Annotated in this window: 21 protein-coding genes, 1 pseudogene and 1 riboswitch; of the genes and pseudogenes, 3 read left to right on the top strand and 19 right to left on the bottom strand. The window is 38.7% G+C overall.

Going from position 1 to position 21,912, the window contains the following annotated elements; translation table 11 throughout:
- Positions 1-37: 37 nt before the first annotated feature.
- Complete coding sequence (locus JCM9140_RS01965; protein WP_034741595.1) at positions 38-532, bottom strand: hypothetical protein; 495 nt, start codon at positions 530-532, stop codon at positions 38-40.
- Between the two features lie 256 nt (positions 533-788).
- Here JCM9140_RS01965 and JCM9140_RS01960 point away from each other — a divergent pair, with 256 nt between their 5' ends.
- A complete protein-coding gene (locus JCM9140_RS01960; RefSeq protein ID WP_034741593.1) occupies positions 789-1,508 on the top strand; it encodes a 3-ketoacyl-ACP reductase in 720 nt (239 codons plus the stop codon).
- Positions 1,509-1,565: 57 nt separating this feature from the next.
- On the opposite strand, the gene desB is transcribed toward JCM9140_RS01960, so the two are convergent.
- From desB to JCM9140_RS22235, 18 genes and pseudogenes are all read right to left on the bottom strand, one after another.
- On the bottom strand, positions 1,566-2,675 hold the full coding sequence (desB, locus tag JCM9140_RS01955; RefSeq protein WP_052002000.1) for a Delta(10) desaturase DesB: 1,110 nt from the start codon (positions 2,673-2,675) through the stop codon (positions 1,566-1,568).
- Positions 2,676-2,759: 84 nt separating this feature from the next.
- Positions 2,760-3,950 (bottom strand): Ger(x)C family spore germination protein, encoded by a 1,191-nt coding sequence (locus tag JCM9140_RS01950; RefSeq protein ID WP_052001999.1) that lies wholly within the window; start codon positions 3,948-3,950, stop codon positions 2,760-2,762.
- Positions 3,947-5,551, bottom strand: a complete 1,605-nt coding sequence (locus JCM9140_RS01945) for a spore germination protein (protein WP_034741588.1) — start codon at positions 5,549-5,551, stop codon at positions 3,947-3,949. The genes JCM9140_RS01950 and JCM9140_RS01945 overlap by 4 nt, the downstream gene beginning before the upstream one ends.
- Complete coding sequence (locus JCM9140_RS01940) at positions 5,548-6,675, bottom strand: GerAB/ArcD/ProY family transporter (protein WP_034741585.1); 1,128 nt, start codon at positions 6,673-6,675, stop codon at positions 5,548-5,550. The genes JCM9140_RS01945 and JCM9140_RS01940 overlap by 4 nt, the downstream gene beginning before the upstream one ends.
- Before the next feature lie 8 nt (positions 6,676-6,683).
- Positions 6,684-6,917: a hypothetical protein gene (locus tag JCM9140_RS01935; protein WP_034741583.1), complete on the bottom strand. Its 234-nt coding sequence runs from the start codon at positions 6,915-6,917 to the stop codon at positions 6,684-6,686.
- Between the two features lie 134 nt (positions 6,918-7,051).
- Entirely contained in the window at positions 7,052-8,164 is a 1,113-nt protein-coding gene (locus tag JCM9140_RS01930; RefSeq protein ID WP_034741579.1) for a Ger(x)C family spore germination protein, read from the bottom strand.
- The gene (locus JCM9140_RS01925) at positions 8,161-9,273 is read right to left on the bottom strand and encodes a GerAB/ArcD/ProY family transporter (protein WP_034741576.1); all 1,113 of its coding nucleotides are present in this window, start codon (positions 9,271-9,273) and stop codon (positions 8,161-8,163) included. Before JCM9140_RS01925 ends, JCM9140_RS01930 begins: the two co-directional genes overlap by 4 nt.
- A gap of 7 nt (positions 9,274-9,280) precedes the next feature.
- Entirely contained in the window at positions 9,281-10,780 is a 1,500-nt protein-coding gene (locus JCM9140_RS01920) for a spore germination protein (RefSeq protein ID WP_081727529.1), read from the bottom strand.
- 113 nt (positions 10,781-10,893) lie between these two features.
- Positions 10,894-11,313, bottom strand: coding sequence for a gamma-glutamylcyclotransferase family protein (locus tag JCM9140_RS01915; RefSeq protein WP_034741573.1), 420 nt, complete (start codon positions 11,311-11,313; stop codon positions 10,894-10,896).
- A 15-nt stretch (positions 11,314-11,328) separates the two neighbouring features.
- A complete protein-coding gene (locus JCM9140_RS01910) occupies positions 11,329-12,666 on the bottom strand; it encodes a 5'-deoxyadenosine deaminase (RefSeq protein ID WP_034741570.1) in 1,338 nt (445 codons plus the stop codon).
- Positions 12,667-12,723: 57 nt separating this feature from the next.
- A riboswitch (purine riboswitch) is annotated at positions 12,724-12,824 on the bottom strand.
- Between the two features lie 73 nt (positions 12,825-12,897).
- Positions 12,898-14,010, bottom strand: a pseudogene (locus JCM9140_RS01905) (DEAD/DEAH box helicase); the annotation flags it as partial.
- Positions 14,011-14,122: 112 nt separating this feature from the next.
- Positions 14,123-15,514 (bottom strand): MATE family efflux transporter, encoded by a 1,392-nt coding sequence (locus JCM9140_RS01900; RefSeq protein WP_034741567.1) that lies wholly within the window; start codon positions 15,512-15,514, stop codon positions 14,123-14,125.
- A 176-nt stretch (positions 15,515-15,690) separates the two neighbouring features.
- The gene (locus JCM9140_RS01895) at positions 15,691-15,897 is read right to left on the bottom strand and encodes a YwbE family protein (protein WP_034741565.1); all 207 of its coding nucleotides are present in this window, start codon (positions 15,895-15,897) and stop codon (positions 15,691-15,693) included.
- Complete coding sequence (locus tag JCM9140_RS23485) at positions 15,894-16,040, bottom strand: hypothetical protein (RefSeq protein WP_156314719.1); 147 nt, start codon at positions 16,038-16,040, stop codon at positions 15,894-15,896. Before JCM9140_RS23485 ends, JCM9140_RS01895 begins: the two co-directional genes overlap by 4 nt.
- Positions 16,040-18,475, bottom strand: coding sequence for a heavy metal translocating P-type ATPase (locus JCM9140_RS01890; protein ID WP_034741561.1), 2,436 nt, complete (start codon positions 18,473-18,475; stop codon positions 16,040-16,042). Before JCM9140_RS01890 ends, JCM9140_RS23485 begins: the two co-directional genes overlap by 1 nt.
- 99 nt (positions 18,476-18,574) lie before the next feature.
- A complete protein-coding gene (gene copZ / locus JCM9140_RS01885) occupies positions 18,575-18,781 on the bottom strand; it encodes a copper chaperone CopZ (RefSeq protein WP_034741559.1) in 207 nt (68 codons plus the stop codon).
- 83 nt (positions 18,782-18,864) lie between these two features.
- Positions 18,865-19,158: a metal-sensing transcriptional repressor gene (locus JCM9140_RS01880; RefSeq protein WP_034741743.1), complete on the bottom strand. Its 294-nt coding sequence runs from the start codon at positions 19,156-19,158 to the stop codon at positions 18,865-18,867.
- A 30-nt stretch (positions 19,159-19,188) separates the two neighbouring features.
- Entirely contained in the window at positions 19,189-19,794 is a 606-nt protein-coding gene (locus tag JCM9140_RS22235; RefSeq protein ID WP_052001996.1) for a hypothetical protein, read from the bottom strand.
- Positions 19,795-20,230: 436 nt separating this feature from the next.
- Between JCM9140_RS22235 and JCM9140_RS24280 the strand changes: the two genes are divergently transcribed.
- Together JCM9140_RS24280 and JCM9140_RS24275 are read left to right on the top strand one after the other, a co-directional pair.
- Positions 20,231-20,674, top strand: coding sequence for an IS110 family transposase (locus JCM9140_RS24280; protein WP_235715250.1), 444 nt, complete (start codon positions 20,231-20,233; stop codon positions 20,672-20,674).
- 23 nt (positions 20,675-20,697) lie between these two features.
- Complete coding sequence (locus tag JCM9140_RS24275; RefSeq protein WP_235715254.1) at positions 20,698-21,342, top strand: IS110 family RNA-guided transposase; 645 nt, start codon at positions 20,698-20,700, stop codon at positions 21,340-21,342.
- The last annotated feature ends 570 nt before the right edge of the window (positions 21,343-21,912 follow it).

The raw sequence follows: 21,912 nt of genomic DNA, 5'->3' as shown, positions 1-21,912 counted from the left end.
CCTTTTTGCACACTAACTTGTCCACTCTTGTTCATCGTTATTTCTTTGCCCTTTTGTCTAATTCAGCTTGGACGTCTTGTTGGAATGCTACTAGTTCTTCCGCATCAAGCTGATTAGGACAACTTTCCAACATTTGCTCTAATAACTTCTTATTCTTGTAAAATGGTTCTTTCTCAGCATTATAGTAGAACCTGACTACGTCTTCTTCTTTACAGTATTTTTTTCCTAGTTTCAAAAGAAATGTTACCGGAAGACCACGAACTGATACAGACTCACTAATTGTTTCAGCTTTCTCTTCTTGTTTAACGTTTGCCGTTACTTCTTTCTTACCTTGAACCATCAATAAAATTTCTTTTGCCACTTCATTTTGAGTAAATGCCTTCTTTAAAGCTTTCTGACGAATACGTTTTTTCTTTGATTTCACATTCATTTTTTCAAGACTTAATAAAGCAAATTCTCGTAATTCCAAACCACTTTTTTCAATTGCTTGTTTCACTTCGCCATTATTAATCTCATATGTACGTTTTTGCAAATTCAAAACCCCTTTATACATGTTCTTAAGATGTCTAGTAAATGAGAATAAACATTGACAGATTATCTCCCTTTACTATCATACCAAAAATCTTGTTATGTTTCATAGAACAACGTTGGAAATCTACTATATTTCTCATTATACGTTCTTTTTTTCGAAAAAGGTGTCGGAAATTGTTAGGAGCATTCTTTTTGACTCTATTATTTGTAGGATGTAAAATACAATCCTATTCTACATACTGAAAGGAGATTGAATTGTGGCACAATCATTACAAGGAAAAGTAGCCATTGTTACTGGAGCTGGAAAAGGAATTGGACGAGCTACCGCCATCGCCTTAGCAAAAGAAGGCGTTCAAGTTGGGTTACTGGCACGTACAGAAGCTGATTTAGTAGAGGTAGCAAACGAAATTGAAGCAATTGGACAGAAAGCAGCCTATGCAACAGTCGATGTTTCTTCATTAGAAGAAGTCGAAAAAGCTGTTGAGCAGATTACGAACGAATTAGGACCTGCTGATATTTTAATTAACAATGCAGGTACAGCAAAATTTGGCTCATTTTTAGACTTAGATCCACAAGAATGGAAGAACATCATTGATGTGAATTTACTAGGCGTGTATTATGTAACACGAGCGGTTCTTCCGCAATTAATTGAGAAAAATGGTGGAGACATTATTAACATTTCTTCCACAGCTGGTCAAAAAGGTGCACCTGTTACAAGTGCTTATAGTGCTTCTAAATTCGGTTTGCTCGGTTTAACAGAATCGTTAGCTCTAGAAGTTCGTAAACATAACATACGCGTAACAGCTTTAACACCAAGTACGGTTGCAACCGAACTTGCATTCAAAGAGAATTTAACTGACGGAAATCCAGAGAAAGTAATGCAACCAGAAGATTTAGCTGAATACATGGTTGCTCAATTGAAATTACACCCGCGTATTTTTATTAAATCTGCTGGGCTATGGTCAACAAATCCATAAAATAAAAACCATTAAGGACAGGACTCGTGCTTCCTTAATGGTTTTTCATCATTAAAATTATTTATCAAATTGTTTGTTTGGATTGACGACCATTTCTTCGATTTTTGACTTATTTAATGAAGTCGACAACTGTTCTTTAATGGTCTGTGCTTGCAACCCATGTCCCAATGTACCATATACATTTCCATTACTAGGATCAATTAGACCATGACTATTATAATACGGACGAGGTGTTTTCCATAAAGCGATTAATGCATGATCAAAGCGCATTTCATGATATCGTTCTGGCCACTTTTCCTTAATTAGGTTTTTAACCAATGGATAATATTTAGAGCTCATTCCAGGAAATAAGTGGTGTTCTGTGTGATAAGAAAAGTTGAAATGAAGCACATCTACCCATTTAGGTACTGTTACGGTTAAACTATTAGCTAACGGATCGTTCACTTCAGTCGTTGGGTTCAGGCGATGATTCGTCGATATGTAAGCCATCACAATGACATTTGCTATAAGTAATGGAATCAAAAACATAAAAAGCCATTTTACCGGTCCTACCCAAACAAGTAATCCAATCCATGTCATCCATGGTAAAATCATCTCAAAAAAGACAGCTGGACGCTTTTTCGGGTTGAATTCCTTCACATAGGTCGCAAACATATTCAATGAATGAACCGTAAACTGAAACGATAACGAACACAAGCTAAAGAAAGCACGGATCGGTAATGGCAGCTTGTACACCCAACAAAGAAGACGACTTCTTTTAATTCGGTCAAACGTCGGCCATGAATCGGGGTCTTCTTCCTCGTGCTGTGTGTGAACATGATGAGACAAGTTATGCCACTTTCTCCAAAGCTTCGGGCCCGTACTTAATGGCCAAAAAGCTACTGCCCCTAAAAAGTCACGAAGCCATGGTTTTCTGACAACTGTCCCATGCAAAATTTCATGCCCTAAAAAGCCGAGGGAGGCAAAGCTAAATCCAATTACGATAGATAATGGGACATAAAACAGTGGCGACATCTCGACCATCCCTATTGTAATCAGACAGCCGATGACGATGAGCAAATAAGCTAGGCCTCCCCATAAACGAGCTGGGACAGGATTAAATGCTTTTTTCGGTAAATACGGTTTTAATCTAGCTGCGTACCATCCGAAAGAGTGTAATTCATTCAAATACAAAACATCCTTTCAACCTGTAAAAATTTTTCTACATTTTCTCTTTTTACTATAACATGTTACGAGCCGATTCCCCAAAGTCTATTCATCAACCTGTTCAATAAAACTTTTCGTTCTCATACCATCTCTTCTAATATAAACCGATGCTTCCACTGAAAACTCTGCCTTAGCAAATTCCGCGTCCCAATCATCTTTGTGTTCTTTAAACTTTTTATATTGCTGTTTGCTTAAATGTTCACCAAATCCAAAAATATCAACTCCATATTTTTCTTGAATATCCTCTATTGATTTTTTAATTTTCTCTTCTAAATGCTCTTCCATAATTTTTTGATACTTTTCATACGTAGCAATCTCGTCTAATCCATCCGGACATTGGTTGTCGTGAATATCTCCTTCTATAATGACTCTTAGCTTAAAAGAAGGAACATCATTCTCATAAGATGCTTCAACTTTTGAATTGGAATTATATATTTGTACGGCAAAGTAGCCATCTTCCCCACAAGAAGCAGTCGCTGTCGTTCGATCTAGATCCTGTGTCCACATAAAATTTCTCGATTGTTCCACATCCAAAAAGCCAATTAATTGATCTTTATGAAATAACGCTAAGCCGTCAAACACGATAATGGCGTCGAGATCGATTTCTTTGTTGTCATCAATATGATGGCCTTCTTCCTCATTTCCTTCAATTGTAACCGCTGCAGCAACAGGATGCCTCCCGGGGGACGTTAGCGCGAAAACAAAATCAGTTAGATTGGAATCTGGATAACCTCCCCAATTTTCTTGAATCGTCGAAAATTGTTCATACATCTTCATCGATGGAACTTTTTGAATCGGATAGGTTGTTGTAATAATATCGGTTGCGGGGACACCCTTTGAAACGAGTATCTGAAAATCATTTCGAAATTGTCCACTTTTCTCAAGAAATTGCAGAAAACGTGAAATCCCTTCTTCTGCCACTTTTTCATCCACAATCAATGTTCTCGTGTGAGAGAAATTCAACTCTCTTGTGATTCCCATGTTCATCTTTGTTAACAATTCAGCCATTGTCAAACCTTTTAATTCATATGTGATTGTTGGTGCTAGCCCCTCTGCTGTTCGTTCGCTTAGTTCACTTGCATTTATCGCTTCAATCGTTAAGCTAAATGCCTTATCTTCGCTCTGCTCTAACGCTAATCCTGTAACTAACGATACATCATCAAGCTCCTTCCGATCCCAGCAACCACTAACAAGAAGCAACAAAAGCAACACAACTACAACTACCTTTCTCTTCATGATTGTTCCTCCTTCTGATTTTGTGAAGGGAGCGGCTGTGGCTGTGGTTCTTTTACATCGGCTTTCGGATGAAGATAATTCGGTCTACGTTTCATTAATTGAATTGGCAAGCGAACAAATACATCTTTTTGATCTTCTAATATAAACGGTCCCATTGGCGCTAAATAAGGAACGCCAAATGAACGTAAACTAGCTAAATGAGCAATAATTAGTAAAAAGCCTGTTAATGTGCCAAAAAGGCCTAACGCCGCAGTCATAAGAATGAGCATGAAGCGCAGCAACCTTGTTGCATTCGCAAATGAATACACTGGTGAAACAAACCCTGCCATCGCTGTTAAGGCTACAATGATCACAAGAAAGTGAGAAACTATTCCCGCTTCTACTGCTGCCTGTCCAATAACGAGGGCCCCGACAATGGACACAGTCTGTCCGACAACTCTGGGCATCCGCACACCTGCTTCACGCAATATTTCAAACGTCACTTCCATTAACAGCAATTCTACGACAGCTGGAAAAGGTACTCCTTCGCGCTGCGCTTGAATGCTTACAATTAAACCAGTTGGAATTAACTGATGATGGTACGTTGTTAAACCTATATACATGGATGGCAAAAGTAAAGCAATTAAAAAAGCAAGGTAACGCAACATTCTGAGCATGGATGCCATCATAAAGCCTTGATAATAATCTTCACTTACTTGAAAGAAGTCTGTAAACACAACAGGAGCTAATAACACAAAAGGAGTCCCATCTACAATGACCGCTACTTTACCTTCAACAATGTCAGCGGCAACTGTATCAGGTCGATCTGTATGATAGAGCATTGGAAAAGGTGTAATGACGCGATCAGAAATAAATTCTTCAATGTTTCCAGAATCAAAAACCGCACTACCCTTTATTTCTTGTACTCGCTTCTTAACTTCATCAACGATTTCCTTACTTGCAACATGATCTAAATATGCGACGCACACAGCTGTTTGCGTATCTTTTCCTACTGTGAAGTTTTCCACTTTCAAATGGGGATTTTTGATCCTTCTTCTTATTAAGCTAACATTCGTCGATTTTGCTTCTGTGAAACTGTCTTGAGGTCCACGAATAATCGTTTGCGTTTTGGATTGCTCAACCCCTCTACTCTCGTTTGTTATCGTACTAATTGCTAGTCCTTTTGACACACCATCGACTAGCAAGATCGTATAACCGGAAAGAATATACCATAATACTTCATGGTTGTACTGCAGAGAAACCGTATCATTGCTTGAAAAGTATTCTTTTTGAAATTGATCAAAATCCGTAGCTTTTGAAATGTCTCTTTTTACTTGGTAGGCGTCCGCAAGAGCTGGTCGAATGGTTTCTGAGACCGTTTGCGGATCAACCATACTTGTTAAATAGCAAAGAAGGCCTTCCTGCTTCCCAATAAAGACTTTCTCAGAAATAAAATCATAGGATTGAGCAAACTCTTTGTTAACCACTTCTTCGTTTTTCTTTATGGAAGGTGAGATCGACCTTTTGCCATGTTGATCTTCAATAAGATCTTCTGGAGTCGTGACTTGATTTTGGTCATCAACTTTCATTGAGGAGATGATTTGTTTGAATACTTTCTTCATGATGCAACCCCTCCTGAAACGGATTTTTTCTGCTTCTTCTTTTTCATCCAAATGATGAAAAAGAGCAAAAGAGGTATTCCAAATTGCAGAGGAAGATGGAGAACATAAGGAACAATGACCAATCCTTCTTCGAAATGTTCTACAATATTAACAGAATTTAATACGGCAAAAAACGGAATTAAACAAGCAATTGGAACAATCAGTTTACGATACGGTAGCTTAAACACATGTTCAAGCCCCTTTAACCCAGCATAGAAAAACACACTAACTTTAATAAATACACCAGTCATTAAAATGAAAACAACTAGAATATCAACACGTTCAATAAATTCAAGGAGCATGATTTCTCTAGCCGCCGTCATAAGTGGAAAAAGAGTTCGTGTTTTCAAATCCACACCTAATGCGGTAATTTGAATCATATTTGCATAGGTAATTAATAGACCACTGAGTGCAACTGCCGCCGCCCCTACCTTGCCAACATACGAAAACTTCGTAGTCGCTGTCATAATGACCGTAAATACGATCACTTCTCCGTATGGAAAGGTCAAAAGGGTTGGAAAAAGAGCTTCCCAAACGGGCCCAAATCCGTCTCCCAATACCGGTAGCAAATGAGTTAATTCTAATTCCCCACTAACGAAAAGTAACAATCCAACCAATATTAATATTCCTAATACATAAGGAGAGACAATTTCCGTTACCCGAGCCAGTACTTCAAGCCCTAAATAGACGGTGTAAACGACTGGAATCATCATGACAATCGTTATGACTTCTAGTGGTGTAATCGGTAAAATGGTAATTTTCATTAGTTCCCCAAAGTCACGTATGTTTCTAGATGCAATATAAAAAAAATAGAGTGAATAAAACAAAACAAGCAAAGTCCCCATATACTTCCCAAAAGCAAAAAAGAGCATTTCATATAAATTTCGTTGGTCTGCAAATTTAATTAAATAAAAATATGCGAAGACGATTCCAACACCAAATGATGCTGCAATTAATTCTGCGATCCAATAATCCTGTTTAGCCTCTTCTCCTGCCCCAACAACGACAGTGGTTCCAATGGCAAAAATCATGATCAAAATAAACAATTGCCATAATGAAATTTTGTCATTTCCATTTGCCTTCATAGGTAGCCTCACTCACTTGTTTGTTGATTAGTGCTCTTTTTTCGATCTTTGTAATCAATGTAGACCGCTATTATAAATCCGAGGACGGCGACAGATGAGACAATCGTCCTTCTCGTTCCTAATTCAAACGGATAAATATCAAATAAACTTTGAAAAAAACCACGTTCATAAATAACCGAATCAAAAACTGCCATTAACAACAGCATTAATCCTACATTAATGATAAAGACGAAGGTAACCACTTCATCACCCCCAGGTCCGTTCTTTTGTATTGTTAGGTTTGCCTGAAAAAGCTTATTTATGTAATCTTTCCATTATCCAACATATTAAAGAAAAGAAGCTGCTAAAATTCGACTTTTAGCAGCTCTTAAATAAGTTATTTAATTGTTCCAGTTGACACAATTCGAATTTCAACATGTGTTGTGACATCAGCATTTTTAAACGCTTCAATCCAACGGTCTTTTGACCATCCTCTTGCATTTTTTATGCGAAAATGCTCCCCTATTGCAATCGGATCGATGCCCTGTTCTTGAAATTGAGTTAATGCCGCCATGATCTTGTTTTCTAAAAATGTACTAGCCTCTTCTTCTACTTCTTTCCTATTTTCTGGTTGAGATATATACCGGGTTCCGTCATAATCAACTACTTTTCCTCGTGCATACAAATAAACAAAGATTTCTGGGTTATTTAAATCTCCGTTTACATCAAAATCGACTCTAGTTGTCGTAAACTTCATCACAAATGTTTCATCTCCGTTTCCATCTGCAGATGGAATCAGAAAGGAAACTGGCGGCAAATCTTTTGTCCCTTTCATCGCTTCTACTAGCTTCGCTTCCTCAGGCTCTATCGTATCAATCATTTTATCGTCTTCAAAAAGCGCAACCTTCGTAATTTTTACGGATCCATCCATTCCCTCCAAGTACGGTGCCGAAGGGTCGGCGACTTCATCTGTATTTTCATGAATAAAATCATGAATCGTTGTAAAAGGACTAAAAGCTGTCATCGTCCTTGGAGTCAACAATTCCGTTAAATAAATATTGATTTCTGGTTTATCCTTATACGTACCTGTTAAAATTTCTTCGGCATTCCCTTTGGCAACCGCTACAAAGATATTCGACCCTACTAATGGGTCTCGATAAAGATTTTCGATGATTTTCATTAAGCCTCTTTTTCTTGCAAACTCTTCACTAAACAACAACACACGTAATTGAGCTGGCGTTAACGTTTTCTCCGTTAACGTCGAGATGTCCATTAAGGCTTCATGTGGCAGTTTTACAGTTGAGGTGAAATGCTGAACTTGTTCTTCTGCATCTTTGGATGGCTGTGGTAACGACACAGAAATTTTCACTTTTTCCTCGTCCACATAGTCAAACCCCATGACTCCAATCATTCCTAAATCTTCGATAACCGGTTGTTCTAAGTTTGGATCAGCACAACCACAAGCAGAAAAAAGAAAAACGATAAGCAACATAATTTTTTTTCTATTCATGTCACTACCTCCTTCTTTTGTTGCTGATTCCCTAACTTTGTTTTTACGGCATGAATGAGAAGAAGAAAACTAGGCAATGCAATGACCCCATATCCATAATAAACAACCCATTCGTCATACAACTGCCTTTGAAGATCAATCGGTATTGGACCAAGTATAATTAAAACAGCCAGTATTGCTGCAACATACACATGCCATGTACGGTTTTTATGTTTGTTAAATAGGGCATCCATCCCTTTTTTAGCAATCCACAAGTATGTAGCTGCTGTTGAAAGTACAAGAAATACCCATAATGTTGTTCCGAAATTTTCAATTCTTTCTACAAAAGGCAATTGAATCGCTTGAAATAAATTCAATACTGGGTATAACAAATTATCAATTTGCCACGGAGAAAAATAAATAACCGCCGCAACCGAAACTAAGAAATAGTAAATAACTGCGATCCAAATCCCAATAGAGGCATGTAAAAAGGCTTTTTTCTGCTCTTGGATATAAGGGAAGTAAAACAAGATTAACCCATAACCAAACATCGCAATTGAACCTTCATACATCCCAGTAAGCCAGTCATTCCAGCCTACTTCAAATGTGGGATATAAATGAATCCAGTTCCCAGCTTGAAGTGGCCATTGTAAAAAGGCAATCATCCATCCTGTCATAAAGAAAGAAAACATACAAAAACGAGCAACTGATTTGATTCCCCCTAACACGATGGCAATAACGACAATAAAAGTGGAAATAACAAAAGGATTGATCGTAAAAGTCGGTAAAACAATCCCCTGCACAAGCCGGGAAAAGTCACTGACCACACTTGAAGCGGAAGCTATCCCGTAAAGAAGTAGAGTTGCATTAACGATTTTTCCAACCACTTTTCCTAACAGTTTTTCTGTGATTTTAAATAATGAATCACGTGGATACTTGAGACAGAGCATGACAATTGGGATGAGCGTTATGTTCGCTAAAACCCCTAACAAGATTGGAATAAGCCATTGGTTATAGCCAACAGCTGAAATATCGTTAGGCAATGAAAAGAGACCGATGCCGATCATTGTATTTTGAATTAAAAAAATAACATGATATTTATTTAATTTGACTATATTGCCGTTATCCATAACCCACCTACTCCTCGTCTAACGGTCGGATTAAATCTTTTTTCGCTCGAGCTATGCCTGCTCGCTGTACCATGAAGTTAACAGGTGCTCGTATAACGGAGTTTAATAAATCGCCCCATTTTCTCGGAATGACTGGAGTAATATAAGGAGTTCCCAATGAGGTCATATTTGACAAATGATTCATCATCCACGCAAGCACAATCATTTGACCAAACATTCCTAGTATCCCTGCAACAATAATATAAATGTAGCGGATAAACCGAATCGCATTACTCATTAAATAATTTGGCGAAATAAACGACAATAAAGCCGTAACAGCTACAAGTACGATAAGAATATTACTGGCTAGTCCTGCCTCTACGGCTGCGGTTCCTATTACGATCCCGCCAACAATACCGATTGTTTGACCAATCTTGGTCGGCATTCGCGCCCCCGCTTCCCTAAGCACTTCAATAACAAGTTCTATGATCAGCGCTTCCAACACTGGTGGAAATGGAACTTGAGCTCTTGATTCTGCTAGAAGCCTCAATAATTGTGGTGGAAGCATTTCTGGGTGAAACGTTAACACTGACACATAAGTTGACGTTAAAAAAATGGAAATAAAAAATCCAGCAAGACGTAGCATCCTCAAAAGACTTGCCGTTGTCCAACGTGTATAATAATCCTCAGGTGATAGAAACATTTCCCAAAAAGATGCAGGGAGTATAGCCGCCTCTGGACTTCCATTCATTAAGACAATAATTTTTCCATTTAATAATGCATCCACCGTATTGTCGCTTCTGACCGTAATCCCAAACTGAGGAAAAGGAGAGAATGGTTTATCTTCAAGCATCTGTTTTAAAACAGGCAAGCCAATAAAACCATGAAATTCAACATTCTCCAATCTCCTTTCTACTCGGCTTACATTCTCGTCATTCGCAATATTATCCATATACAGCATGACAACATCATTTTTCGTCTCTGTTCCTAGTAAAAATGATTTTGACTTTAATTGAGGGGATCGAATTCTTTTTTTTATAAGAGCTACATTTGTTGACACACTCTCAACAAAGGCATCTTGAGGTCCCATAACCGTCGTTTCATTTTCAGGGATCGTTATAGAGCGATCTGGTGCACTGAATGTATCTATTTCAATAATTTCTTCCTCAAACATGACAACTGTAAAACCACTACATATATCATGAATCAGTTTTGGTAACTCATCTTTCTTAACGGATGAATAGTTTTTAAATATCTCTTCTGGTTTTGTTGAAGACGATTGATTTAAAGGATTAAATACAAGTTCATCAATAATCGACGTTTCGACGATGCTGCTTAAATAGATGATCGTAACCGTTTTGTCACCAATGGCTACTTCCTTCATCACAAAATCATCTATATCGGCTAAACTCGTTTGTATCGCTTCTTTTGTAATTGGTTCTTTAATGCCCGGATTTGCTGTGTTATCATCATGTGGCTGAGGAGGAAAGAGCTTTTTAAACTTAAACCCCTTTTTTCTCCGACTCATTAAACAACCCTCCCTATCATTTGGTCCCTATGTAAAACGTTCCCTGTACCATCCATAATTATGTAACGAAAAAGAGCAGATCCATCACTGAACGTGACCATCTGCTCTTTTCATTATTCTCTGTGACGAGACATTTCACCACCTTGATAAACCATCCAATCATTTTCCTCTATCATCTGCTCACAAGTAGTGAGGCGTTCACCCTCTACATAAACAAAAGCCTCGACTGTTTTGTCTGTCATGTAAACCGTTCGAATAACTCTTTCATATTCATTTCTAGCACGAGAAGGCTTGAAGTCTTCAAGGTAATCTAATTGGGTTAATTCTCCACTTGTTACTTCGTACAGTTCACCCACAATTCTTCTTGAAGAACGTTCCTTTAAAACTGGATATCCGTAACCGGTATCATGCAATTCCCCTTTTACCCATACAGAAGATGAAATCAACTTCGCTTTTTTTAAGTAGTGATCATTTGTTCCACCTTTACGTAACGTTCCATATACAAATACAAGATATGTCTCTTTGTTCCTCATCCACTGTAACACTCCTTACACAATGGTAGCCATACGTTTGGTCATTCGATTAATGGAGAAATTCGCTTCTCTTAACACTGTATGCTTATCAATCGTCTTCATCATTCGATTTTCCATCACAATGTGACCGTTAATAATGGATGTCACAACGTCCGCCCTAGTTGCTGAGTAAACAATTCGAGAAATGGGATCCACATCAAAAGAAGGATACGTATGAAAATCGTTTAAATCTAATAAAACTAAGTCTGCCTTCTTCCCTACTTCAATGCTTCCAATCTCATTCTCAAGCCCAACCGCTTTCGCTCCACCAATTGTTGCCATTTTAAAAACGGTTTTCGCATTCATCGCTGCTGGACCATGAATAGGCTTTTGAATTAACGCTGCTAAACGCATTTCATTAAACATATCTAAATTATTGTTACATGGTGCCCCATCTGCACCAAGGCTGACAGAAATTTGATCATCCAGCAAACGCGGAACTTCTGCGATTCCAGAAGCTAGCTTTAAATTCGAACCCGGACAATGACTAACGTGTATTCCTTTTTCTTTAATAATTAGCTTTTCATTCTCATCAAGCCAAACACAATGTGCCAATATAAGACGGTCATTGGCTAAACCAATATGGTCCAAATACTCAATATTTCTCATTCCCGTCTCTTGTTCTACAATTTCAATTTCCCCGCGGTTTTCAGACGCATGCGTATGAACATGGACCCCATAAGAAGCCGACAATTGTGCGACTTCTTGAAGCAATGGTTCTGTACACGAAACGACAAACCGAGGAGAGAAAGCATACTTAATTCGTCCATCATCATAATTATGCCACTTTTCTAACAGGTCGACACTTTCTTGAATGGATCGGCTTGTGGATTCTTGTAGCTTCTTTGGTACTTCTTCCCCCTTATCCATCATTACTTTTCCTGACAACGCGCGAATGCCGCTAGAAGCAATCGCCTCAAATGCTGAATTTGTATAATGAACAGTCTCCATATCAACAATGGATGTTGTCCCGCTTTGAATCAATTCACCAATTCCAAGTAACGCTGAATAATAAAGAGATTCTTCATCATGAGCGGCCTCAAGAGGCCAGATTCTCTTCTTTAACCAATCTAACAGTTCCAGATCATCTGCTCTTCCACGAAAAACGGTTTGACATAAATGAATATGCGTTTGAACAAATCCAGGAATCACGGTTTTGTTTGTACCATCGATGATCTTATCAACAGAAGGGGGAGATAAGTTGTGCCCGATTTCTTTAATTCGATCATCCTCTATCAAAATATCACCAATAAAAATGTCTTCATTTGCATTCATCGTCACAATTTCAGCTTGTTTGATTAATATGTTTGCCAAGACTCTCATCACCTCTAGGAATCAATTAGTCACACACAAAAAAGCTACAAAAAATATGCAAGTACGCATATTTTTCGTAGCTAGGAATTTACGGTTCCATGTAGAGACCCTCGGTCCTTATTACTCGAGGTTATACGAAAATTAAACCATTTAGTTGATTAGTTATACGATACAAAAAAGGCCGTTAAAACGCTAGTGATGAGTGAGATTATCTTCCAAACATTATGATGTGCGTTCGATCGTTTGCCTTTTTAGCGTTTGGCCAATTCCTTGTTCAATCATCTCAAGGTAACGAACATCTTTTGGCGCTACAAACGTGATCGCTCTTCCAGCTTCCCCTGCTCGGCCTGTTCTTCCGATTCGATGAATATAGCTTTCAACATCATGGGGGATGTCATAATTAAACACATGGGTAACTCCTTCAACATCCAGACCACGTGCAGCTACATCAGTAGCAACTAAAAATTGTATTTTTCCTTCTCGAAATATTTGCATCACCTGTTCTCGCTTTGCCTGCGTTAAATCTCCGTGTAATTCATCAACAAGATAATGCTGTTCTTTCAATGCTGCAGTTAATTTACTTGCTCGTCTTTTCGTCCGACAGAAAATAATCGCTAAAAACGGTTGTTCACGCTTCATAACTTTTTTTAAATCGGCTTGTTTTGCGCGATCCGTTGTCTTAATCACCAATTGGCTAATCGCTGAAACCGTTTCGTTTTTTCGTTCGACCTCAATTCGAACCGGTTCAATCATATATTCATCTGCAAGTCGATGGACTTCTACAGGCATCGTTGCGGAAAACAATAACGTTTGTCTAGTAGACGGTGTTTGGTGAATAACTTCTTTTACTTCATCTAAAAAACCAAACTGCAACATTTGATCCGCTTCATCTAACACGAGCATCTCAACATGATGCAAATCAACTGTGCCCCTACGCACATGATCTAGCAGGCGTCCCGGTGTCGCAACAATCAAGTGAATTTGGTGCTCTAATCTATGTAGTTGCTGCAAAACGTCCTGTCCTCCGTAAACAGCAAGAACATTTATATCATCAATTGAAGCAAGTAGCTTCTTAGCTTCTGTTGTAATTTGAATGGCTAATTCTCGAGTTGGGGCAACAATGAGTGCTTGAATATGTTCTGATTCTGGATTCAATCTCTCAACAATCGGCAAAAGGAACGCAAATGTTTTACCAGTGCCTGTTTGCGCTTGTCCAATCACATCTTGCTTATTGGCTATAAGAGGAATCGCCTTTTCTTGTATGGGAGTGGGGTGAGTTATGTCCATTTCGTTTAAAATGGTTATCATCTGTTGCGAAATTCCGAGTTCCTTAAATTGGTGCATGATCTTTCCTCTCTTTCATACGATTAAAAATAGAGGTTCACTCCTCAAAAGAGTCAACCCCTACAAATACAGTTTATCGACATCATTTCCAAACCATTATTCTCTTATACAATTATGTTCCTGACGATACAGGAATCGTTTCTTCCGTCGTGTTTTTTCCTTTTTTAAAAAAGATATCTCGATCTCGATACATTAAGATCGATGCAAGTACACAAGCGAAGAAGTCTGAAATCGGAAAAGCTAAAAATACACCGTACACCCCTATGAAATGAGGCAAAATTAACACAAGTGGAATTAAAAAAATAAGTTGACGAGACAAAGAAAGAATCAATGCTTGCTTTGGTTTTCCTAATGCTTGGTACAACCCACTTCCAATCACTTGCCCACCAATTAAGAATACGGCAGAGAACATAATTCTCAAGTACTCAGATCCTGCCTGAATCACTTCTGGATCTGATGTGAAAATCATCATGAGCCAATGAGGCACAGCCATGACGAGGGCAAAAATAAGAAACGATAGAAAAACCGTTACTTTTAAGCCAAGAATAACCGTTTCGCGTAATCGCTCGAAGTTTCTTGCACCATAGTTGTACCCAACAATTGGCTGCATTCCTTGCATAACGCCCATCATTGGCATAACCGTAAACATAATAATCCGTTGAATGATTCCAAATATCCCAACATGCATATCGCCACCAAAACGTATGAGCATCGTATTAATCGCAATCATCATCACACTTCCTGCCGCTTGCTGAGCAAAAGCAGGCAACCCTACTGCAATAACTTCTTTCAAAATGGTTAGTTTTAGTTTTAAATCTACTAAACGGAGTTGTAATGTACTTTTACCAGTTAAAAAATAGTGCAAAATAATAAGAGTAACCGATGCTTGTGAGATGACTGTTGCAATAGCCGCTCCCCGCACTCCCATATTTAATCCAAAAATAAAAATCGGATCTAAAATGATATTGATGACCGCTGGGATAATCATCGTCATCATCGCAAATCTTGCATTTCCTTCTGAGCGAACAATATTGTTTGTTGCAAACGCAAAAGAAAAGAAAAACGTTCCTAGTAAAATAGGAAACATGTAGTCAAAGGCATAGCCAAGAATCTCAGGTGTTGCTCCAAAAAGTCGTAAAATAGGCTCTAAAATCGTAAAGGAGCTTATAATACCTAGCACACTGATAATCAAAATAACGGAAATAATATTTCCAAAAACATGATTGGCCTCTTCTTCTTTCCGCTCTCCTAATCTTCTTGAAATAACAGACGCCCCACCGATACCCATCGCAGCAGAAACGGCCATCATAATCATCATAATCGGGAACGCAACTGTGACTCCCGCGACCGCATCAATTCCAACACCATATGAAATAAAAATGGTATCTACAACATTGTATAACGCCATAACAAACATCCCAATCATAGCTGGGATGGAAAGGCTTTTTAGCAATTTCGGAATCGGTTCAGTTCCTAGTCGCTCGCTTTGCATTTTTTGTTTCATTCCTAGTGACCAACTTTCTACTAGTAAGTAAACGAACAGAAAGACTTTGTTTCTTTTTACCTGAATGCTACTTTATTATCCTAAAATCATACATCCAATTACAATGACAATCAACCATTTTATTTCGAATGACTAAATACTTTTATAAAAAAATGAAAAAAGCTGAGCAACACGGCTCAGCTTTTTTCAATAATCTCTACAACTCTTCCAACTTGACCATCAGCAAGTCGGACTTTGATGCCATGAGGATGGTTTGGTGATTTAGTCAGTAGATCCTTCACAATTCCTCTAGTTGTTTTCCCAGTTCGTTGATCTTGCTTGAGGACGATATCCACTTCCATCCCAGGTTTGATGTTCTTACGTTCTTGCCCTGACTTAGTCATAAAATACTCTCCTTATAAATTTCGTGATTCTTGGTATGCTCATGCTCATGTACCTCACTCGGATGTACAAACTGAAATAGTATAATAACAGTAAGCAAGATCGCAATTGCTGAAAGCACCCACAGACGAACTGTTTTCGTCATTATTCTCTCTCCAATCCTGTTTGAACAATCTTCGCTTTTTGTAGCCGAAGCGCATTTAAAACAACCGATACAGAACTAAACGCCATGGCTGCTCCTGCTACCCAAGGAGCAAGTAACCCAATTGCTGCAATTGGAATTCCGAATGTATTATAAACAAAGGCAAAAAATAAATTTTGTTTAATATTTGTCATTGTTTTTCTGCTCATTATTATGGCGTCTGCAACACTATTTAAGTCGCCACGCATAAGCGTTATATCTGCCGCTTCAATGGCAACATCCGTTCCTGTGCCAATCGCCATCCCAATATCGGCTACTGCAAGTGCGGGAGCATCATTTAATCCATCTCCTACCATCGCTACCTTTTTTCCTTGCTGCTGAAGCTTTTTGATAACGGCGCTTTTCTCTTCAGGAATAACTTCTGCAATAACGTGTTCAATTCCAACTTGTGTGGCAATCGAATGAGCCGTTCGTTTGTTATCACCTGTTAACATCATCACTTCAAGGCCTAGTTTCGTTAGCCTTTCTACTGCTTGTTTTGATGTTTCTTTTACTGTATCAGCTACAGCGATTAAGCCTTTATACTCATTATTAACAGCTATAAGTATGGCTGTCTTTCCTTCATTCTCAAGACGCTGCATCTCAGATTTCGCATCGCAAAAATCAATTTGCGAATTTCGGAATAATTTCCTTGTTCCAATGATGATGATATGGCCATCCACTTGCGCTCGAACTCCATGCCCAGGAATCGCTTCAAATTGTTCGGTTTCTAGTAGTGAAACCATTGAGTCTTTTGCATGTTGAACAATCGCTTGAGCAAGCGGATGTTCAGATTTGTTCTCGCTTGAAGCAACTAACTTCAATAACGTTTCTTCATCATAAGATCCATCATGAATAAAATCTGTTACAACAGGCTCCCCTTTTGTAACTGTTCCTGTTTTATCAAGTACAACGGTCTGAATCGACTGGGTATTCTCAAGATGTTCCCCACCTTTAAAAAGCAACCCTAGTTCAGCAGCACGACCTGAACCAGCCATAATGGATGTTGGTGTCGCAAGTCCCAGTGCACATGGACAAGCAATAACAAGAATAGAGATGGTCGGGATTAACGCGGCCCCTAAATCACCCGGAGTGACAAGCAAATACCATATAAAGAATGTTAAGATGGCAATTACGACAACAACTGGTACAAAAATGCCTGACACTTTGTCCGTCATTCGTTGTATATTTGCTTTAGACCCTTGTGCATTTTCAACAATGTGAATGATTTGTGCTAGCGCGGTATCTTTGCCTACTTTGGTTGCTTTCATCGTAATCGATCCATTTTTATTCATCGTCGATCCAATGACTTCATCTCCGACTTGTTTCACAACAGGCATGCTTTCCCCTGTAATCATTGACTCGTCTATAGCAGACTGTCCTTCTATTATCTCACCATCCACAGGAATTTTCTCCCCTGGTTTTACGAGTAACCAATCATGGACTTGGACTTCTTCAAGTGCAACCGTAACAGCCTCTTTGCCTCGAAGAACAGTTGCTGTTTTCACTTGAAGGCCAAGTAACTTTTGAATAGCCTGATTTGTTTTTCCTTTGGCTCTTGCTTCAAATAGTTTACCAAGGACAATTAATGTAATAATGACAGCTGACGTTTCAAAATACAAATCTGGCATGACAATTCCAAGATGCATCGCTTCATAACCTAAATAAATGCTATAAAAATAAGCAGCCGACGTCCCAAGTGCAACAAGTACATCCATATTCGCACTTTTGTTTCGAAGTGCCTTATAAGCTCCAACATAAAATTGAGCACCGACAACAAACTGTACAGGAGTTGCAAGAGCTAGCTGAACCCATGGATTCATAAACATATCAGGCATCCAAATAAAAGAAGTAAACTCAAAATGAGTAACCATTGACCAAAATAGAGGGAGCGTTAAAATGGCTGCAAATAGAAACTTTCCAAGTTGCGTCTCCATATCTTTTTGCTTTGCATCAATTTGAATACTTGCTTCTTTCTTTTCTTCTAACCGAAATCCAATTTTACTAACAGCATCTTTCATATCGCTTATATCAATCGCTCCATCTACATAGTCAACCGTAGCTGTTTCAAGAGCTAAATTCACTGTCGCATTTTGAACTCCCGGTAAACGATTTAATTTCTTTTCAATCCTACTTGAGCATGCAGCACATGTCATCCCTCTCACATCAAAATCAGCCTTCTGAAGCCTTATTTCATACCCCAACTGTTCAACTTTTTCCTTAAGAATCCCCATATTTGTTTCAGAAGAATCGAACGTCACTTTTGCTCGTTCTGTTGTCAAATTCACATGAACGTCTTCAACTCCATTCATACGTTTAATCCCTTTTTCTACTCTAGATGAACAGGCAGCACAAGTCATTCCCCCAATGGAAAAAGTCACTTCTACTTTTGACAACATTCACTCCTCCTCTCTAAACCAATACCCCCATACCCCTATAGGGTATTTATTTCCCTATAATAAAACGTGCCTAAATAGACACGTTATCCATAAAACTAACTAGACTACATCGTACCCTTGATCTTCAATTTCTTCTTTGATTTCATTAAGAGTTAGAGTAGTAGCTTCGTAATCAACCATTACTGTGCCTTCTGCTAAATTCACTTCAACAGAACGTACTCCTTTTAACTTACCTACGCTTCCTTCTACTGCTGAGACACAATGATTACAAGACATTCCCTTTACTTGAATCGTTGCTTTATCCATATTGTCATCCACCTTTTCTATGATCTTACGTGCATCTTACCATACCCACCTAGGGTAAACAAGAAGCAAGAAGATAGAATCTTTTACGTTTTTGTTAACCTTTCTATTACATCCATTAGCTCTGCAATGGATTCGTCCCCACTACCATTTTTAATCGCGTCTGTTACGCAATGCTTTGTATGATTTTCCATCAACTGCAAACTCACTTTTTTCATAGCTGCATTTATAGCTGAAATTTGAATTAATATATCCACACAGTAGCGGTCATTCTCAACCATATTTTGAATGCCCCTAACTTGGCCTTCAATTCGTTTTAAGCGATTGATTAATTGTTCCTTTTCACGAGAATGACGATGATCGACCTGTTTGAGCTCCATTTCCTTTGACAACGCCATCACCTCCAAGCACTATTTCTTATCACTACTATCGTACAAAAGAGAAGAGTTGTCAATCAATGTGGATACATGGTGATTCTCTGTATCAATACGTTCCTCTGGGAAAAAGGTATCAATCCTTTCTAGTCCTAAAAAGACGAAAAGAACGATAAGGAATGCAATTAATGGGTTTCTTAAAAATGTGACGACAATTGATGGTGATTCACCATGAAATAAACGAACGATGATCAGAAGAATAATTAAACTGATCATAAATAAAAACTTAAGCAGTGTATCTTCTTGACCAATTGGAGACATTTCACCAATCATGGCACCCATCATTCCCCCCATTAATCCAGCAAGCATTCCCTCAATCGTCGTGATTAATTGATGGGGCAGTCCAATAAAAGCGCCAATTGTCATTCCAACGACAATTCCTAAGATCGTCGATTGAACAAAATCACCTCTAAGCAATAATCCCATAATCGTTCCAAATAATACTCCGGCTGTCATACCTCCAGCCATTGCTGTCATCATTAAGCACATTTGTGATTGTTTGCGGTTCTGAACGATTACTAAGTAATAGCAAATAAAAAGAGCCATTGATGCAATAAAAAAGACAAGTAATCCTGTTGACATAGTTATCCCCCCTATCCTTTGCTCTACCATCTTATTTCCGCAAGAAACAAAGTAGTACAAGTTTAAGAAGGTTTATGTCTTAAATGTGTCACCCTACATTTACTCCATCACTTAAAAGATGTATATCGTTGGTAAAAAATCCAAAACGCTTTGCCTATATAGTCCCCAATGCGCCCTTATTTGTCTGTTCGTGTTAGGAGTTGTTTTCATAAGGGGAGATGCAGACACGTTAGTTCCCCTAGTGAAACGGAGCGGAAGTCACTCGACTCCTGCGGGAGCAGTGACCCACGTGTGAGACCCCGCAGGCGACAGTCGAGTTATCATGAACGAAACTAGCTCCTTACTCGTAAAATCGTAGGTTAATTTGGTTAGAATGTTTATTGACATAAAAAACAAAAACAAAATCAGTGCTACATTACGAAAGGAGCTAGTCATTATGAAGGATACCATAAAATATGTAGGTTTAGACGTGTCGAAAGAAAAAATTGCAGTCGCTATTGCAGAAGAGGGTCGTGAAGAACCAAGGTACTACGGTTTGATTCCCCATACAACCGAGGCAATTAAGAAATTATTAAAAAAACTTGGAGAACCATCAGCTTTACGAGTCTGTTATGAAGCTGGTCCAACAGGTTACCCATTATATAGACTATTACTTTCCTTAGGAGTTCACTGCGATGTAATAGCTCCATCGTTAATACCTAAAAGACCAGGAGAACGTATTAAAACAGATCGCAGAGATTCTATTCGACTTGCTCATCTATATCGAGCTGGGGAGTTAACCTCTATTTATGTTCCTACACCAGAAGATGAGGCGTTACGTGACTTAGTTAGAGCTCGCGAAGATGCAAAGGAAGACGAACTAAGGCTAAACATCGCTTAACTAAATTCTTATTACGTAACAATATTAAACCACCAACTGGGGTTAAGAAATGGACCAAAAAGTATCGTGAATGGCTTGATGTCCTAAAATTCGAGAATCAATCCTTACAAATCGTTTTCCAAGAATATTACCATCAGTTACATGAGATGCAACAACGAATCAAGAGATTTGATGAGGAAATAAAGATACAAGCCACTGAAGGTGTACATGCCCCTATGATACAAGCTTTACAAGGATTAAGAGGTATTGCGCTTATAACTGCCACAAGTCTAGTAGCTGAAATTGGTTCTTTTGAGCGTTTTGCCACACCGAGGCAACTGATGTCTTATGTGGGGTTAATTCCAAGTGAATACTCTAGTGGGGAAAGACGTAAACAAGGGGAAATCACCAAAACAGGGAATCGCCATGTTCGACGTTTGTTAGTTGAGTCTGCCTGGAGTTATCGGTATCAACCTGCAGTAAAAGGAGAATTAAAGAAACGATTAAATGGATTGCCACCGAATATACAAGGGATCTCCTGGAAAGCACAAAACCGACTTCACAAAAAATATTTTCGGCTACTTTCTAAAGGAAAGGAAAGTGGTAAAGCAATTACTGCAGTAGCTGGAGAATTGGCAGGTTTCATTTGGGCTATCACTCGTGAAGTAGAGGATGTTCCAAAACCTTAAACTCACTATTAGTACGTGCAGCAAATTTATTGGTGTAAAAATAGAATGATGAGAATAGGGCTCGAAGGCAAAAAGTAATACCGGAAAGGAAAACCCACGTGCCTCCTCTGTGCTAGCCTTTGATAAGGTGAACGCACGCTACGAGTTCGTGGACAAGACCTTTATACGGAAAGATACTTTGTGAAAACCCACGGATATCAGAAAGCTAACCGCAGTAGAGTTTTTGCCTTCGTGCCGTGTTCTTAAATCTATTCACATAACTTCAAGAAGGAGGAGAACTAAATGAAATTTCCTCTTTAGCTTAAATGATTATCTCTACACTTAGAACGGCAGTCAAGGAGAGCACTTGACAACCGTTCTAAGTGTAGAGGTCGAGTCGCTAAGCTAAAGAAAGGAAAAGAATAAGCAACCAAAGGGCATTGCTGAAAAGGGCCAAAAACGACCCTCTTCTTAAGGTTACCCTAAAATAACGCCATATTTAATTTAGAGGGGGAGCCTTGACAGTTTCGTTCATATCAGGAGGCTCACACGGCACCCGCGGAAAGCGTAGTGTCATTCCCCTGCGGCAGT

The sequence above is a fragment of the Halalkalibacter wakoensis JCM 9140 genome (genome assembly GCF_000513095.1).
Classification (GTDB): domain Bacteria; phylum Bacillota; class Bacilli; order Bacillales; family Bacillaceae_D; genus Halalkalibacter; species Halalkalibacter wakoensis.
The sequence above is the reverse complement of the archived record's forward strand: the minus strand, read 5'-3'. Positions and strand labels throughout refer to the sequence as shown.